Source organism: Paludibacter propionicigenes WB4 (genome assembly GCF_000183135.1).
Taxonomy (GTDB): Bacteria; Bacteroidota; Bacteroidia; order Bacteroidales; family Paludibacteraceae; genus Paludibacter; species Paludibacter propionicigenes.
In genome coordinates this window covers 557,833-573,385 of the sequence record NC_014734.1, presented here as the reverse complement: position 1 = coordinate 573,385, position 15,553 = coordinate 557,833, and the positions used below count along the sequence as shown (strand labels likewise).

Annotated in this window: 12 protein-coding genes and 2 tRNA genes; 4 read left to right on the top strand and 10 right to left on the bottom strand. The window is 36.7% G+C overall.

All coding sequences use genetic code 11. The features are described 5' to 3' along the window. Window positions 1-397: 397 nt before the first annotated feature. Both PALPR_RS02325 and PALPR_RS02320 read right to left on the bottom strand, forming a co-directional pair. Window positions 398-1,369 carry a YitT family protein gene (locus PALPR_RS02325; protein ID WP_013443998.1) on the bottom strand — a complete coding sequence of 324 codons (972 nt, stop codon included), beginning with the start codon at window positions 1,367-1,369 and terminating at the stop codon, window positions 398-400. A gap of 93 nt (window positions 1,370-1,462) precedes the next feature. After that, window positions 1,463-2,062 carry an IMPACT family protein gene (locus tag PALPR_RS02320; protein ID WP_419185427.1) on the bottom strand — a complete coding sequence of 200 codons (600 nt, stop codon included), beginning with the start codon at window positions 2,060-2,062 and terminating at the stop codon, window positions 1,463-1,465. Between the two features lie 179 nt (window positions 2,063-2,241). Between PALPR_RS02320 and PALPR_RS02315 the strand changes: the two genes are divergently transcribed. The 3 genes from PALPR_RS02315 to PALPR_RS02305 all read left to right on the top strand — a co-directional run bounded on the left by PALPR_RS02315 (window position 2,242) and on the right by PALPR_RS02305 (window position 4,961). Continuing rightward, window positions 2,242-2,314: transfer RNA gene (locus PALPR_RS02315), tRNA-Thr, on the top strand. A gap of 32 nt (window positions 2,315-2,346) precedes the next feature. Further along, window positions 2,347-2,694 (top strand): hypothetical protein, encoded by a 348-nt coding sequence (locus tag PALPR_RS02310; protein WP_013443996.1) that lies wholly within the window; start codon window positions 2,347-2,349, stop codon window positions 2,692-2,694. Between the two features lie 122 nt (window positions 2,695-2,816). Further along, entirely contained in the window at window positions 2,817-4,961 is a 2,145-nt protein-coding gene (locus tag PALPR_RS02305) for a TonB-dependent receptor (protein ID WP_013443995.1), read from the top strand. Between the two features lie 203 nt (window positions 4,962-5,164). Here the strand turns inward: PALPR_RS02305 and PALPR_RS02300 are convergent, their stop codons facing one another. The 6 genes from PALPR_RS02300 to PALPR_RS02270 form a co-directional block, all read right to left on the bottom strand. Then, complete coding sequence (locus PALPR_RS02300; RefSeq protein ID WP_041620144.1) at window positions 5,165-7,786, bottom strand: hypothetical protein; 2,622 nt, start codon at window positions 7,784-7,786, stop codon at window positions 5,165-5,167. A gap of 264 nt (window positions 7,787-8,050) precedes the next feature. Then, window positions 8,051-8,476: an SRPBCC family protein gene (locus PALPR_RS02295; protein WP_013443993.1), complete on the bottom strand. Its 426-nt coding sequence runs from the start codon at window positions 8,474-8,476 to the stop codon at window positions 8,051-8,053. Between the two features lie 751 nt (window positions 8,477-9,227). Then, window positions 9,228-10,028, bottom strand: coding sequence for an energy transducer TonB (locus PALPR_RS15265; protein ID WP_013443991.1), 801 nt, complete (start codon window positions 10,026-10,028; stop codon window positions 9,228-9,230). A gap of 124 nt (window positions 10,029-10,152) precedes the next feature. Continuing rightward, window positions 10,153-11,031 (bottom strand): hypothetical protein, encoded by an 879-nt coding sequence (locus tag PALPR_RS02280; protein WP_013443990.1) that lies wholly within the window; start codon window positions 11,029-11,031, stop codon window positions 10,153-10,155. 17 nt (window positions 11,032-11,048) lie between these two features. Then, window positions 11,049-11,136: transfer RNA gene (locus PALPR_RS02275), tRNA-OTHER, on the bottom strand. A gap of 85 nt (window positions 11,137-11,221) precedes the next feature. Beyond that, window positions 11,222-11,956 carry a HEPN domain-containing protein gene (locus PALPR_RS02270; protein WP_013443988.1) on the bottom strand — a complete coding sequence of 245 codons (735 nt, stop codon included), beginning with the start codon at window positions 11,954-11,956 and terminating at the stop codon, window positions 11,222-11,224. A gap of 1,060 nt (window positions 11,957-13,016) precedes the next feature. Here PALPR_RS02270 and PALPR_RS02265 point away from each other — a divergent pair. Next, complete coding sequence (locus PALPR_RS02265; RefSeq protein WP_013443987.1) at window positions 13,017-13,643, top strand: fibronectin type III domain-containing protein; 627 nt, start codon at window positions 13,017-13,019, stop codon at window positions 13,641-13,643. Between the two features lie 354 nt (window positions 13,644-13,997). Here the strand turns inward: PALPR_RS02265 and PALPR_RS02260 are convergent, their stop codons facing one another. Both PALPR_RS02260 and PALPR_RS02255 read right to left on the bottom strand, forming a co-directional pair. Then, complete coding sequence (locus PALPR_RS02260) at window positions 13,998-14,822, bottom strand: TIGR02757 family protein (RefSeq protein ID WP_013443986.1); 825 nt, start codon at window positions 14,820-14,822, stop codon at window positions 13,998-14,000. Next, on the bottom strand, window positions 14,819-15,433 hold the full coding sequence (locus tag PALPR_RS02255) for a lipoyl protein ligase domain-containing protein (RefSeq protein ID WP_013443985.1): 615 nt from the start codon (window positions 15,431-15,433) through the stop codon (window positions 14,819-14,821). The genes PALPR_RS02260 and PALPR_RS02255 overlap by 4 nt, the downstream gene beginning before the upstream one ends. Window positions 15,434-15,553 lie beyond the last annotated feature (120 nt).

Here is a 15,553-nt window from a genome sequence, read left to right as displayed (position 1 = left end):
ATTTAAATAGATTTTGCAAAACTAATGAAAATATGCCATAAAACAAGTACTTTTATGAAAATAAATACCGAAATACATACAATTTGCTATACAAAGTTCATTTTCTTCATACATATAGAAAAATATAAATAAACCAAATATACAAAATAACATTGATAATCTTTGGCTTGTAACAAACTACATTTCAATAGATTTAATAGCGTATTTTGTATCGAGACATTGGGTGATTTCCCCCAAAAGGGTCTTTGTTGAGTTTTAACGCCTGCTTAGAAATTTTCAATAAATTGTCAGGGTAAATTCGTCGCTGATTTAGACAAAAAGGTTGGATATGAAGGATTTTTCTATCCTTCGGCAAGAGGGTCAAAAGGTTGAGTTGGGAATTTTAGCTTTCCATCCGTTAGTTCAGCGGTCTTTTCTTGATCATACCGCCTTTGGCATCTTTCACACTATGCATGATTATAAAAGCGTCATTGTCTATTTTCTCTACTTCTGTATTCAGTTTGGACAACTCCAATCTGGTTACCAAAGTGTAAATGATATTTGTTTCCTTCAATGGCTCGCCTCTTTTGCTAAATCCTTTTTTACCGGAATAAATGGTACAGCCACGTCCCAGTTTTTCAATTATAGCCAGCCGGATCTCTTCGTTTTTTTCTGAAATTATAGTTACACCAATATACTCCTCAATTCCAGAAACCACAAAATCCACTGTTTTTGCCGCCGCCAGATAAGTAAGAATAGCATATAATGCAATTACAATCGAAAAAACATAAGCCGCAACCGAGAATATCAATACATTAAAAACCAGTATAATGTCTCCAATGGTCAACGAAGTTCGCCGGCTGATATATACAGCGAGAACTTCGGTTCCATCCAACACCGAACCGCCTCTGATAGCCAACCCAATACCTAAGCCCAAGAAGAAACCTCCAAAAACAGCTATCAGCAGTTTATCGTCAGTAACAGAGGGGAAAGGTACAGCATGTACAAATACAGCCAATAGAATAATCGCAAATAAACTTTTTACTGCAAAGCGCTTATTTACTGTAAAATAGGCTAATATAAGGAATGGAATGTTTATTAAAATCAAAAGAATAGAAAGAGGAATGGTTGTTAGTTCGGCTGTGATAAGCGATATACCGGTAACTCCTCCATCTACAAACGAATTGGGCAATAAAAAACCTTTTAATCCGAAACTTGCAGAAACCACTCCCAGTAACATAAAGAAAATATCACTTCCCCAATGAGAGAACTCAACTTTTATATTTTGAACTTCATTCTCAAAATCTTCCGCACTTATGGTCTCGATTTTGTTTTTCAGTTTATATTTTACAATATTCCGAACTATAGTATATTGAATAAAAGGATGCATACGCTATTTGTTTTTAGGTTAGACATATACACCAAAAATACAAAAATATATTCAACCCCAACCTATTGACATATTGAGATAAACACACTTTAACTAATCTAAACTTACTCCGTGTATTTTAATGAGTTTTACTTTTAGCAGTTCAGAGTCCTGTTTTCTGGCAGTCAGTATCAGACAACAGTTGTTATCAAATGTCTGCTCAGTGATTTGTGCACCAGTATCTTTTATTATACGCATCACATCGTTCATCAACAGGTAGTCGAACCTGACTGAAATAACCTCATCAACCGTTTTTTCAATTATTTCAGCCCGATTAAGAGCATCGGCTGTAGCTTCTTTATACGCCACTACCAGTCCGCCTGTACCAAGTAAAACTCCACCGAAATAACGGACTACAATAACCAATACATCGGTTAGCTCACGAGAATTTATCTGTCCTAAAATTGGTCGGCCGGCTGTACCGGATGGTTCTCCATCATCGTTAGCTCTGAAATCTTTATGCTCAGCACCAAGCATATAAGCATAGCAAACATGGCGCGCATCGTAATACAGTTTTCTATATTCTTTTATAATCTCTTTTATTTCTTCGGCAGTTTTTACAGGGATAGCAAAAGACAGAAATTTACTTCCTTTCTCTTTGTATATTCCTTCTGCGGGAGAAGATATAGTTTTATAAGTATCTGACATTGGGATATTGAATCGGGTATAGTTAATCTGGTGAATGCGACTGTCTGTGCAAAAGTACAATTAAATTGACGGTTCTAAAATCAATAATTTCAGAAAAATCATCCCGAAAAACTAAAAATACAGTATCTTTGCAGAAGTTATAAACAACCGACTACGCTTGTTGTTAGTATAAATACAGTGTAAATGCCTCTTTAGCTCAGTTGGTAGAGCAATTCATTCGTAATGAATAGGTCGCGGGTTCGAGTCCCATGAGAGGCTCTCGATAATTCACAATTGATAATTGTTTATTTATGTTGATGTTTCAGAACGGCTTACTGGCAACTTTTATCCCTGAGATTCTCATGGTGATAGGTTTCGTTCTGTGCTTATTCACTCCTGGTTATAAGGCTAATAATTCGCATACAGAACAAGCACCGATTGTTGCTCATGTAGCCAGTTTTGAACAACGCCAGACTGTTACCTACGAACTATCAATTCATGATTTTCAGGCTGTAGCCGAATCTGTTCAGGAAACAGTACTTTCGCATCAACCCTATATTGATAAACAAACCCCAAACAGATTTGAGTTTCAGTTTTTTACCTCTGCGGGGCTCAGTTTTGTTGATTTTTCCCGTCCCCCACCCTCTTTCATTTCATAAATAATTCTGATTGAACTATAATCAGACATGTCGAACAGGTATTTTGCTGTTTGACATTCTTCTGCATTCTTTTCATAAGGCGCAGAATACTATGCTATTTTTAATTTATAAATGAAAGAGAAATGAATAAATTATTTTTTCTGGTTGTTTTTGTTTCAACTACTCTTGTTGCTCGTGCCGAGGATAAAGTAGATACTACACATGTTGTAAAACTTGAAGAGGTTGTAGTAAGCTCATTGAAAGAAACATCACCCCGCCAGACGCCCGTATCGTCGACAGTATTGACTACTGCCGGAATAAAGGCATCGCAGATTAGCAGTGTCAGAGACCTGAATGCTCTGGTACCTAACTTTTTTATCCCCGATTATGGTTCGGCTATGTCAACTACTTCGTATATACGCGGTATCGGCTCCAGAAACAGCGGTCAGTCAATGGGCTTATACGTTGACAATGTTCCGTATTTAGAAAAATCCACTTTCGACTTCGATTTCTTTGATATACGTCAGATAGAAGTGCTTCGTGGTGCACAAGGCACGCTTTACGGACGAAATGCAGAAGGCGGTATTATCAACATTTACACACTGTCACCACTGAATTACCAGAGCACAAAAATGTCGATAGGTGCTGGTAATTATGGGTTACTAAATGCCAAGCTTGGTCATTATGGTAAGCTCACCAACAATCTTGGATTTGCTGTAAGCGGCTATTACAATCACAGTGATGGATTCTTCACCAACCAGTTTACGCAAAAATCGGCAGACAAAGAAACATCAGCCGGTGGACGTTTTAAGTTGGATTGGAGTATTTCACCTGAATTTACAGCCCAATATGCAATAAATTTCGATCATGTTGATCAGGCCGCTTTTCCATACGGAGTATACAATTTAACAACGAACAAAGTAGATCAGCCTTCGTTCAATGATCCTACTTCGTACAACCGGAATATGCTTACCAACAGCTTGTCATTACAGTATAAGACCAATAAATGGATATTGACCTCTATCACTTCACATCAGTATTTCGAGGATGATATGAAGATGGATTTAGACTATTCTGCAAGCGATAAAATGGCATTGCAGCAAATGCAAAAACAAAATGCTTTTAATGAAGAACTGATATTTAAATCGAATAGCCAGAGTGATTATCAATGGAGTTTCGGGGCTTCGGGTTTTATGCAACAACTGGACAACAACAGTCCGCTTAACATGAAAAATTATCACCTGACCATTCCCGGCTTTTTTAATACCGACAACAAAGGTGCAGCGCTTTTTCATCAATCTACCTTGAATAATCTGTTGATAAAAGGGTTGTCGGTAACCGGTGGATTAAGACTGGATTATGAAGATGTAAACCTTGATTACAACACTTATGTAGATCAGGTAGCTACCGCAAAGTTCAAAGGCAATGAATCGGTTACCTTTACCGAATTGCTTCCAAAACTTTCACTGAAATATGAATGGAATGATCGCCAGTTTGTGTATGCCACTGCATCGCGTGGATATAAAACCGGTGGTTTCAATGTTCAAATGTTCTCCGATTTACTAACCAATGCATTGCCTCCATTGAGCATAACGAATCCTGATGTACGTAAAACCACTTTATATAAACCTGAATTTAGTTGGAATTATGAGATTGGCGGCCAGTGTCTGACATTCGAGAATAGATTAAAAACAACTGTTTCGGTTTTTTACAGCAAACTGGATAATGTGCAACTGGCAAAAATATTTTCGAGCACCAGCGGACGTGTGGTAACCAATGCCGGACAAGCTGAAAGCAAAGGTTTTGAGTTATCATTGGATGCAAATTTAGGAAGTGGTTTCAGTGCAACGCTCAATTATGGATATGCTAAAGCAACATTCACAAATTACACCGACACATTGAAAACCTACAGTTCGACCGGTAAAGCGATTTATACTCCGGTAGATTATAAAGGAAAGCACATACCGTATGCTCCTCAAAACACTTTAAGCCTTAGCGGAACTTACGAACACGAATTCAGAAATACTTTTATCGATAGGATATCGGCCACCGTACAATATACCGGAATAGGTAAAATATACTGGACCGATGCTAATGATGTTTCGCAGGACTTTTATTCGCTGGTAAATGCGAAGGTAGGCATTTCAAAAGGTGCACTGGGCTTAGAACTGTGGGCCAAAAACATATTGGATACCCGCTACAACGTATTTTATTTCTACTCCGGAGGAAATTTCGGTCAGCAAGGAAAACCTACTCAAATAGGCGCAACACTCAAAGTTGAATTTTAATGTATCGTTGAACATTTTGTCAAAGCCTGTGTGTTCAACTACCACCCTCTCCCCAAAAGGAGAGGGTTTTTCTTTGGCGCGACATACATTGTTTTAAAATAACATTCAGAGAATAAAATTTTTAAGTAGAAACTACTTATCGATTCTATAGAGCTGAGTTCATATCAGCTGTTAATTATTAATTGTCAATTATCAACTGTCAACTATTTCTTCAACACTCCTATCACTCCCCGCGGCGTAATGGTTTCTGCACTGATGCTAAAACTCTTGCAACTACTATTGTTATAAAACTGTATCAGGGCTTTACCATCTTTATCTGTTTTAATAGAAGGATTCCAGTACAGCGTACGGCGATAATCTTCCTCTGGTGGTAGTATGCTGTAATTCGGACTGTAAAACTCCTTTACCTGACTGTAACCATCCAACCAGGTCTTGCGTACGCCCTTGCCAGGTTGGGTAGGGCTATTCCAGTCAGGAAAAATTTCAATAAAAACTACGCAGCCATAGAGACTAGGTGGCCCCTCCACTGGGTCTTTCCATTCAATCGGCACTACGTAATTTACAATTGAACGCTCATCCTCACTGATATACATGGATTTGACACATTCGGCTCTAAGATTTTTTGGAGTATTAAAACTTTCCTCTCTATAGGTCATTTTGTAATCAACCACCAGAAAAGCCAGTTTAGTTTTATACCTTAGTATTTTGTCTGGACCATGATACAGCCAAGAAAAATCCTTATTTTTCTTTACTAAAAAATCACCCAGAAAATCTTCAGTTACTCCTCCCTGATCCAAAACTTTATCCTGCTCTGCATAAACATCATAATAAGCAAGTGATTTGGAACGGTTCTCCAAAATATCCTTTTCCTTGCTGTGTTTCTTGGCTTTCACCACCACTTCTTTCAAGTGCAGCATTTTACCTTGTACGCCTTTCTTTGCTACTGAGTCGTAGTTGATCTTCGGTACGGCGATTGCAGTTGAGTCATTTACTGCACGAAGCAATGCGTCTGTTACAATCGGGTTATCTTCTTCGGGATTGGGTATGTGGGAAAATAAGTCGGTGTAGCGGTATTGTTTGGGCGAGGGACTGAACAGTTTGTCTAACACCGTACGGTAGTCTTTCTTTTTTCTCTTTTCCCTTACCGCAAAAATCATTTCCCATCTCCCTTGCACATCGGCATTGAAACTAAACCTTCCTAAGCTGTCGGTGACAAAATACTCTGTAAAACTATTAAACAATTTGGTGCTATCATCCTTTTGGGAAATAAGGCTCGATACTTTTACATTCGGTTTAGGAATCGATCGTATAAACGAAACAACCTGACCATTAATCTCAATTCCTTTCTCGGGTTGGTGTTTTAGCTGAAAAGGTTTGGTGTCATCTACCCATGCCCAGTTGAAGCGATGCCATCCCTGTACCATCAGGAGTAAGTCTAATGCCCGTTGGTGAATGGAATCATTCGATTCAAAATAATAATCCGGATTATGCACATACCCTTTTATCTCCGACATAAGCAGCAGATTCGATTGAATGTCCTGATCAGGTTTAACATCGTTTTGTTTGTCTTTGACAGAAACGGAGAAAGTGGTTTCTACCGGAATAGTATCCCGTTCGGTAAGGGCAAACTGCATATTAATTTGCTCGTTGGGGTTGTAGGACTTTTTGTCCATTTTCGCCTGAATGTTTAGTTTCTCTGTTTGGTGAATAAACAAGAGACGGTCACACAGAATCTGTCCTTGTGAATTGAAAAGTATAAGCCTTAAAACTCCTGCCGGAAAATTGGTTTTGCAGATGCGGAAATCAATCGGCTTTCCTTCCGAGGTATCAATCATCATGTATTCATGCAGGTAGCTTCCACTTAGTAGTACCAATCCGAATATCCCGCTTGGTGTATCATTGTTTGAAAGCACACTTACCCCAATGCTATCGGGAGAGGAAAGATTATCTACTTTGAGTACTATTCCTTGTGGGTGAACAGCAGGAAGGTCGAAAGTGTATTTTTTTTCTTTGTAATCAAGAGTTGCCTGCGGGAATTTATCGGCTTTGTTTTTTTGTGTGGATAATGCTTTTGTCGGAGTGTATGTAAAGACTCCTTTTCCATCGTGCACGGATTTAAATCGAACGATAGTTTCTTTATTTTCACCGATCACTTGACCCGATACTTCAATGGGATTACCGTAAGCATCCGTAGCTTCGAAAGCAACTTGTGATGTCACTCCAGCAACCAGGTTTCCACCCTCAGGAAAGAACTTCAATGTGACTGCTTTCTCTTTTACGGGTGCTTTACGCAATACAGGATATGATCCACGTCCATATTTCATCAAACTTTTTTCTTCATAAGCTCCCGGTTTGGTAGGTTTATCATACACGGCAAAGGTACGAGAGAAAATAGTTTCTTCTCCAAAGTTGAGCATATACTTGGTATAAGCCCGCACTTCATAGAAGCCGGAATAAAACGGAAGCTTGCTCAACTTAAAGCTTCCATGACACCGACCGTTCTCTACTTTCAATATTTGCTTGTCGATGACTTCACCTCCCGGGTTAAGCAATTCCACATACAGCGTTTGGCTCAAAGTACTAGTCTTGTGAAAGCCCGAAGCAACCAGATAGCAACTAAACCAAATATCATCTCCTTGGTAATAGGTAGAGTTATCAAAGTGCAGATACACTTTTTCCTGTGGTAGGTTTTTGGAGAAATGATCTACGATACTAACATACTGCACCAGTTTGTTGACAATAGTATCATTGCTTTGGCCGGAAACCTGAATTATCAGGCAAAAGCCAAATAACAGAAGAACTGCTGTTTTTTTGGTTGTGTTCATACTGTAATGTGATTTGTTCAATAAGATTAACAACTCTGCAAAGATAATTATTTTTAGTAAATTTATGCTTTTATAGAATAAAAAAATGCATATCCTGTTGGATATACATTTTATATTGTATAAAGCAGATATATTAATCTTGGATTAAAAATCCTGATAATACATACAGATGGAATAACATATCTCAAGAACTAAGACAAACTTTCAGTCCTTCCAATAACTATATCCGATTGGGCAGAGTATAATAGCTACAACTAAAAGTTATTAGACTAAAAGTTTTGAAGCAACTTTAATTTGTTCTTGTACATGAGAAGCCATTGTGGATGCAATTTTCCGAACAACTAATTGCACCCATAGAAAACTTAATAAACCGGTCATAGTAATTGTGCTGGTTATTTTTAGACCATCTGGAGTTTCCTCTATAATGTGTTCATAATACATTTTAGCCAGTGGAAATTCTCCAAGTTCTAAACATTGTCTATTTTCAACGACTTTAATCAATTTGACTTTAACTGTTCTTCCGTTTCTTGGTTGAATCAGATAATGATTCCCAGCCTCAAATTTACCTTCTAGTTTTGCAAATTCAATTTCATTGTTCCAAACATGCCAATTATTTACGTCAGTAAATAGCTTCCACATTTGTTCTTTTGTGGCTTCTTTTGTTATGACTGTATGAGATTTTGTCCACATAGATTTATTGTATAAGTATTTAGTTTCAACATTCCTACTTATATTTTGTTCGCTTTCTCAATTACTTTTCAATGTGAAAGTTTGGACACATCCTTTTAGCCTGAACGAAGTGTGGACACTTTGCAAAACATCGAGAGATAAGCTACACTCAACAAAGTCACTTTTCTTGTCTCGGTTTATTGCTCGTTTGTTTTAGTATAACTAATAGAACTATTACTCCAAGAATTATATTAAACATTACACCTCCAATTATAGCAAGAAAGCCGTCATGGAACTTGGTTTGTATTACCATTAGTCTCATCAAATAAGAGCCAACTATAGCCACAATAACTTGACTGATTATACTTATCACACTTATCTGCCAAAATTTTAATTTTAGACTACCTTTTATAGATTTATTACCAAAGAAAATCTGAAAAACTAGTGGTAAAAATAATAGAACATCATAAAGTATTGTCAAAATCGTATTCATGTTTCAATTATCAAAGTCGGTTTTTTTCATTTATAATACTCGTTATGGAAGTCATGTTTTTTTGAGTTTTCATTCTTGTCCTTCCAATTATAAAGCAATCTTTTCTTTTTTACTACACTTCCTTTCCATTCAACACCGGTTAGAAACAAGTCTCTGCCTAGTATATCCTATTCAATTACTTTTCAATGTGGAAGTCCGTAGACTTCCTTTTAGCTTGAACGAAGTGTGGACACTTTGCTAAACGTCCAGTGCTAAGCTACGTTCAACAAAGTAGTTTTTTTATTCGTATCTAAATGCTACAGGTATAATATAATAGGTGTTTACATTTTTTCCTTTAATTTTTCCAGGTTCGAATTTCGGTAGTCTTGCAATTATTCTTAAGCACGTCAAGTCAAATGCTCGATCTAAACTCCTCAAAATTTCAATGTTCTTTACTTCACCTGTCGACGTTATTACTGTTCGGAATATAGTTTTGCCTTGAATTCCCGATTCAGCATATATTTCTGGTATTATGATTCGTTTTGATATGTAGTCTCGCAAATTTCCATATTTACTTGGAAATATTGGATACTCGTCAACACTTGTGTATATTGTGTCTGTATTTTTTATTTTCGGAGTTTTGTAGTCCTTTAAACTGCCCATTTCATAATGTTCAGTCAACAAGGTGTCATTTACGCTGTTTAAATATATGAAGCTTCCATTCTTGACGAAGGGAATAATTGAATATGCTATTCCTTTTTGTACATATTCGCTGTCTCTTAGATTTACAGCATAAACATTATTACATATCTTTCTAAAACTCCAACTTTCATTTTTTATAATTAAAATGCTATCGTCCTTTATTTTAAATCCTTCAGTATAACCTGTCGCATACCTTTTACCGTCATAATAGTTGCAGTATTCAATTTTAAATGAATCTTTACCCACTTTTATTATTTCTCTTGCATACTTTTCCGAGTTATTTGACTTTTCTTTACTTGAAAAGTATTCGATTTTCTTGTCGATATAGGTTGTGTCTTGGGCATAACTGACTTCTACAAGTAACAGAAAAGTAAACAGGATAAGCATCAAAGGTTTCATACGTCTTATTTTTTTAATATTACTGCTAACGACCGAGGCTATGGACATTGGCGGTTTGCAGGAGCAAAACTGCCGGAATGCACGTCAACCAGCCAATGAACAAGCGTGTGTTAGCAGCAGATTTTTATATTTTCTTATTTTTTTCTTCTTCTCTTATCTTTTTTCTTGTTTGATATTCATTTTCAATGATATTATTTAATTCATCATCTGAAATCTTAGTCCTCGAAATAGAATTATTTACTTCAGTAAATCCTTTTGTCAAAAGGAATCTTTTGAATTTTCTTAGTTTTTTTTCTGGACAAGCAAATACGATATTATCGATATCAAGTTCATTTTCTCGTATAATAAAATTTATATATTTATCTGTATCTATGTATTCTTTGAGAAGTTTGTCAAGCTCTAATACTAAATAATGAGTTGATTGGATTATTGCTGCAACTTCTTTAAAAGTTGGGGAATTGTGATCCTTGAAATTTTCATACATTAAAATCGGATCTAGTCCTCGAAATCTTTCTTGAATTGAATCCATTTCAACATTCCTGATATATGTTGCATATTTTTGTTCTAGTTCATTGTCAGCATGATAATGAACTAAATTATTTCTCCATTGTATTCCAAGGTGTACTAATGATAAAGGAAGATCTATAGGATATTGCGTGAAATCAATTACCTTATTAAATAGACTAAAAACAAATCTTTCATTTTGAATACTATCGTTAAAATCTTCAGGAAAATTAAATGGTTGTCTCTTAAGAAATCCTAAATAAGCATCGAGAGCATCCATTGTCCAAGACAATGCAGAATTTCGAGCAAATCTTCTCGAATTTCTAGTTGTTTCTTCAATAGAGACAGGATTCCACGTTACATGAAATGAATCACCTTTTGTTACTTCTCCTTTTCTAACGCCCTCAATGCCAATTAATATTGTAATCAAATAATGATTTGAATGACCTATCAATTGTTTGAAGTGTTTCAAATGTCCAGTCCAAATTAGTTCAAGCATATTTTTTTAATAATTTGTGAGCTTTGTCAGATTCGAACTGACGTTTCCTGCTTTATCTTAATTTCTTTGAAGGCAGGTGACTTAATCCCATGAGTCTAAAAGCTCTTTTTTTAATTTGATGCTAAATGCACGTCAGACAGCCAATGAACATAGGCGGGTGTTTGGCGGTCGTAGTTTTCTTTATTTAATGTTATTTCTTTCCCCATTTAATTTTTCCTGCAAATTCAATAGGTATATCCATGGATTTCATAAATAGTGGCAAATCCATTATTAGTGCATTATTTTCGTTAAAGTATTCTACTGGATTCCCGAGTTCGTTACTTGGATATCGGAAATTATCAGGTTTAAACTTACTACATATCAAAGAATTCATTAGAAGAACTTGCAATATTTTCATTCCATAGTTAATCAAAATGATTGTATTTACTGCTTCTTTTTCCATGGTTATTGCTACGAGTTTCTTGTAAGGATCTTTGTCTAGACCCAAATCCATTGCAGGAGCAATTTTCTTAATATAATCACAGACAGCTTCAAAAGCAGTCGGAAATTGGTCATCGTGAATTATTTTTGCCTCATTGCATATAGATTGTATCATATTCCAAGCTCCATTAACTACTTCTTTTTCGGAACCAGAATCAATTATTTTTTTTGCGTTTGTAAAAAGATGTGGATCAATGTCTGGTATCAATCCATTAGATTGTCCCTTGAAATATTTAAATAAAAGCTTAAAAGCGTTTATCGGGTCATGACTTATTTCTTTGTTAAGTTGTTGCGTAGTAATACCACCAATTGACAGTCCAATATATTTGATTGACTTTTCGACACTCTGATGATAGTGATAAAGCGAATTAGAATACTTTTTATTGTTGTACAATAAATTAGCAATTTCTAAGTCTTCTTTTGCTAGTTTCAATAGATCTTCCATAATTTTTAATTTGCTGTCAATTTTATGACCTTTATTTTTTTACTATGCCGCCTAACTTGTATATATGCGAACTGCGATCTCTCATATTTCCACTTAAGAGATGGATTTATTTTGGTGTTTAATTAATTTAATCCCCAAAGGTAAAAACATTTTTTTTATTCACAATACCTGTTCTTAATTATTTAGTATTGCGGGGATAGTTTGTTGAGTGGTAGCGGTGTTGGTTTTCTTTATGGCAAGGTTTTGTATCATGAATGGCGCATTCTCTGGCATTATTGAAGTAAACACGGTTATGTCTGTCCTTTTCCTTTGTTCTATTCCGGCATTACTGCCCTACTTCGGTCTGTTTGTTGTCAGTAAAGCCTTAATGTAGTGTTACAATGCGGCATTCCTGTACTATAATAGCACATACTTATACTACAATGCAGCATACTTTGTAAAGAATTGCTTGTTTTCTATAGGAAATAATATATTTCTCATGAGAAATAAACTATTGTTTATAGTAAACAGTATATTACCCGTTAGAAATACTTTATTTACCGTAAATAATAACTAATTATCTAATGAAAATAGTATATTATTTACAGAAAATAACTTATTATAAATAGAAAACTGTATATTTGCCATCGGTAATGAACCATTTCTAATAGTAAATTACGAATTACTGCTAAGGAATATGCTATTCTAATACAGGAAAACCGTATTGTACTATAAGAATAAGGCATTCTTTATCAGTACGGACGGAATAGTTACAAGGTGTTGGAGTTTGTAACTGAAGAACGAACGATTGTATGGTTCAATAAGTGTAAAACTGCTATACAATGGATGAATCCTGTACAATAAATTGAGAATCTAACTAATTGAAACTATATAATGTCGTATTTTTTAAATCTTACACTTTCGTGTAAATTCGTGAAATTCGTGGTTTATTGATTATTTAAACCACTAATTGCACGAATTCCCACCAATTAATTCGATAAATAAATGGTGGAAAAATGAATTGTCACAAATGAATATATGATTTTTAATTGTTCGTCCTACTTACTTTAAAAACAACGATATGGATAAAGCTATTGTTTCAAAAACTTTCTCTCCGAAGAAATACCGGGACTTGAAATTACAAGCAAAAGCACGCAGTATATTGGAACAAATGACCAATAATGCTCACTTTCCGGATATTCAGGCAACACTGGATGAATTAAAGGCTAAAATTCAAAGTTATGAGACTTCTATCATCGAGTCGAATGATGGAGGCAGACTAACTACGGTTGTTAAGAAAAACTGTCGGCGCGATTTGGAACTTTGTCTGCAGGAACTGGCCACTTATGTGGAGCTAACGAGCAAAGGCAATGCTGCGATAATAGCCAGTGCCGGTTTTGATATGCACAAGAAAGCAGCTAAGGTTGGGCAACTGGATAAAGCCATGAATGTAAAAATAAAGTTGGGATATAAACATGGAAGTGCCTGGGTAAGTTGCAATGTTGTGGATCGAGCACTCTTTTATGTGTTTGAATATTGCGAAGCTCCACTTACTGACGATAGTGTGTGGATTCAAGTCAGCGGTACGCGACGAAAGATATTGATAGAAGGTCTTACCAGCGGTAAAGAGTATTGCTTCAGGGTGGCCGGAGCACGCACCCATCCTTCGCGCATATGGAGTGAGGTGGTAAAGAGTTATGTGATTTAGACAGCAGGCGGAATAAGGAGGTCGGTTTTGTTCGTTGAGGTGGTAAGTACCGGAATAAATATAATGTTGTATAAGTAAATCCGTAAATTGGGAGAAAATAGAACCTGCCTACCGCAGGCAGGCGCGGATAAACGCTGATATAACGGATTTTTATACGGATTTCAATCTCGACAAGTCGAGATGATTTTCAATAGTTCAGGATTATATCTGTCATGCTTGCATGACTAAAATCAGTTAAAGATCCGTTTTATTATCATCCGTTTAAATCCGCTCAATCCGTAAAATCAGCGTTCCATCCTTTTTTGATAATACGAAATTAGAATCATTCGCTTACTTAAAACAAACTACCGAAAATCAGCGTCCTTCGAAAACCCCGATTCCAAACAGCGCATAATCGTATTTTATCGGATCGTGAGCATCGAAAATACGGAGTGCAGCGGTAATTTCTTCCACCGCTTTCCAGTCGTTTTGCTTACGGGTGAGTAAACCCAGTCCCCGGGCAACATTGCCTGTATGAACATCGAGCGGAAGCATGAGTGCCGAAGCCGGAATGTTTTTCCACAGCCCGAAGTCTACTTGGTTGTCGTCGTTTCGTACCATCCAACGCAGAAACATATTCAGGCGCTTGGCCGATGAATTGGCCGAAACATCAGAAACATGTTTCCGAACCCTGACTTCGTGCGGAGTGGATAGAAATACCTCCCGAAAATGCTGTAATGCGCTTTGAATGTTTTCCCCGTTGTTGTATCCGTTGGTAAAAACGGTTTCCAACCCGTGGTGATGACGATAGATATTCCTGAGCGATTCCAGAAAAAACAGACAATCGTTGCCATTAAAGGTTCGGTGAACAAAGCCCGAAACGGTTTTCCAGTCTGCCGCATCGGCTTCCATCAAAAAATCATAGGGCGAATTGTCCATCAGCCGCATAAGTCGGTTAGCATTGTTGATAATGCTTTTTCGTTGTCCCCAGGAAATGGTGGCAGTAAGAAATGCTGCTATTTCTATGTCTTCCTTTCGCGAAAACCGGTGCGGAATCTGTACAGGGTCCGAGTGAATAAATTCAACGTTATTGTATTGTTGCACCCGGGCATCCAGAAATGACTTCATATCAACATCAGGGATACGTATCGACGTATCCCTGATAGGTTGTGGAGAATCTGTAGTTGACAAAATACTCATATACAAAATGATTCCTCGAAAGACAGCGACAAAAGGTTTTCCATGTGGTAAGCGCCTTTGTTGTATCCTTTTTCTTTGAGCGAGGTGGTTAAGTCTATAGCTGTTCTTCCACTTCTGTCAGCCGATTCTTTGCTCGAAGGTTTCAGGTATCGTTCAAAAGTGGCCGCAGGTTCGCCCAAGTTGAGCACGGCATGATACAGTAGTACATTTTTACTCCTGTAGATGGCCGAACCCAGTATTCTACGGCCTGCAACAGCTATATCGGAGATTCCCACCAACGACAATCCTTTGATACCTGTTTTTTCGATCGATGAAATTATCAGTCGGTTAATGCGTTGAAATACATCTTTCGCACGCAGGTTTTTTATATTGCAGAAAACAGCAGAAATCATAATGTTATTCGGGGTAAGAATGATCGTTTCACCACCCGAAGGTCGTTTAAGTACGGTGATATTATCTTCTTGTACACTTTCCATATTCAAAGATTCGTCCGGATTACCGGAAGCTCCAAGAACTATATAGGTTTTGTCGGGTATCCAGATCAGAAACTGATCGTTTTTCTTTTTAAGCAATTGTACATCCGGAAGGCAGTAATCAAATGTGTTCAGCATAATATTCAGTGTTAGGGTATTAATAATAATCAACAGAATTATTCTACCGGCCCGAAAGCCGATTGGAATATAAAAACAAGACGGGGTTTAAAAAAACCGGGGAAGCCACCACTCTATCAT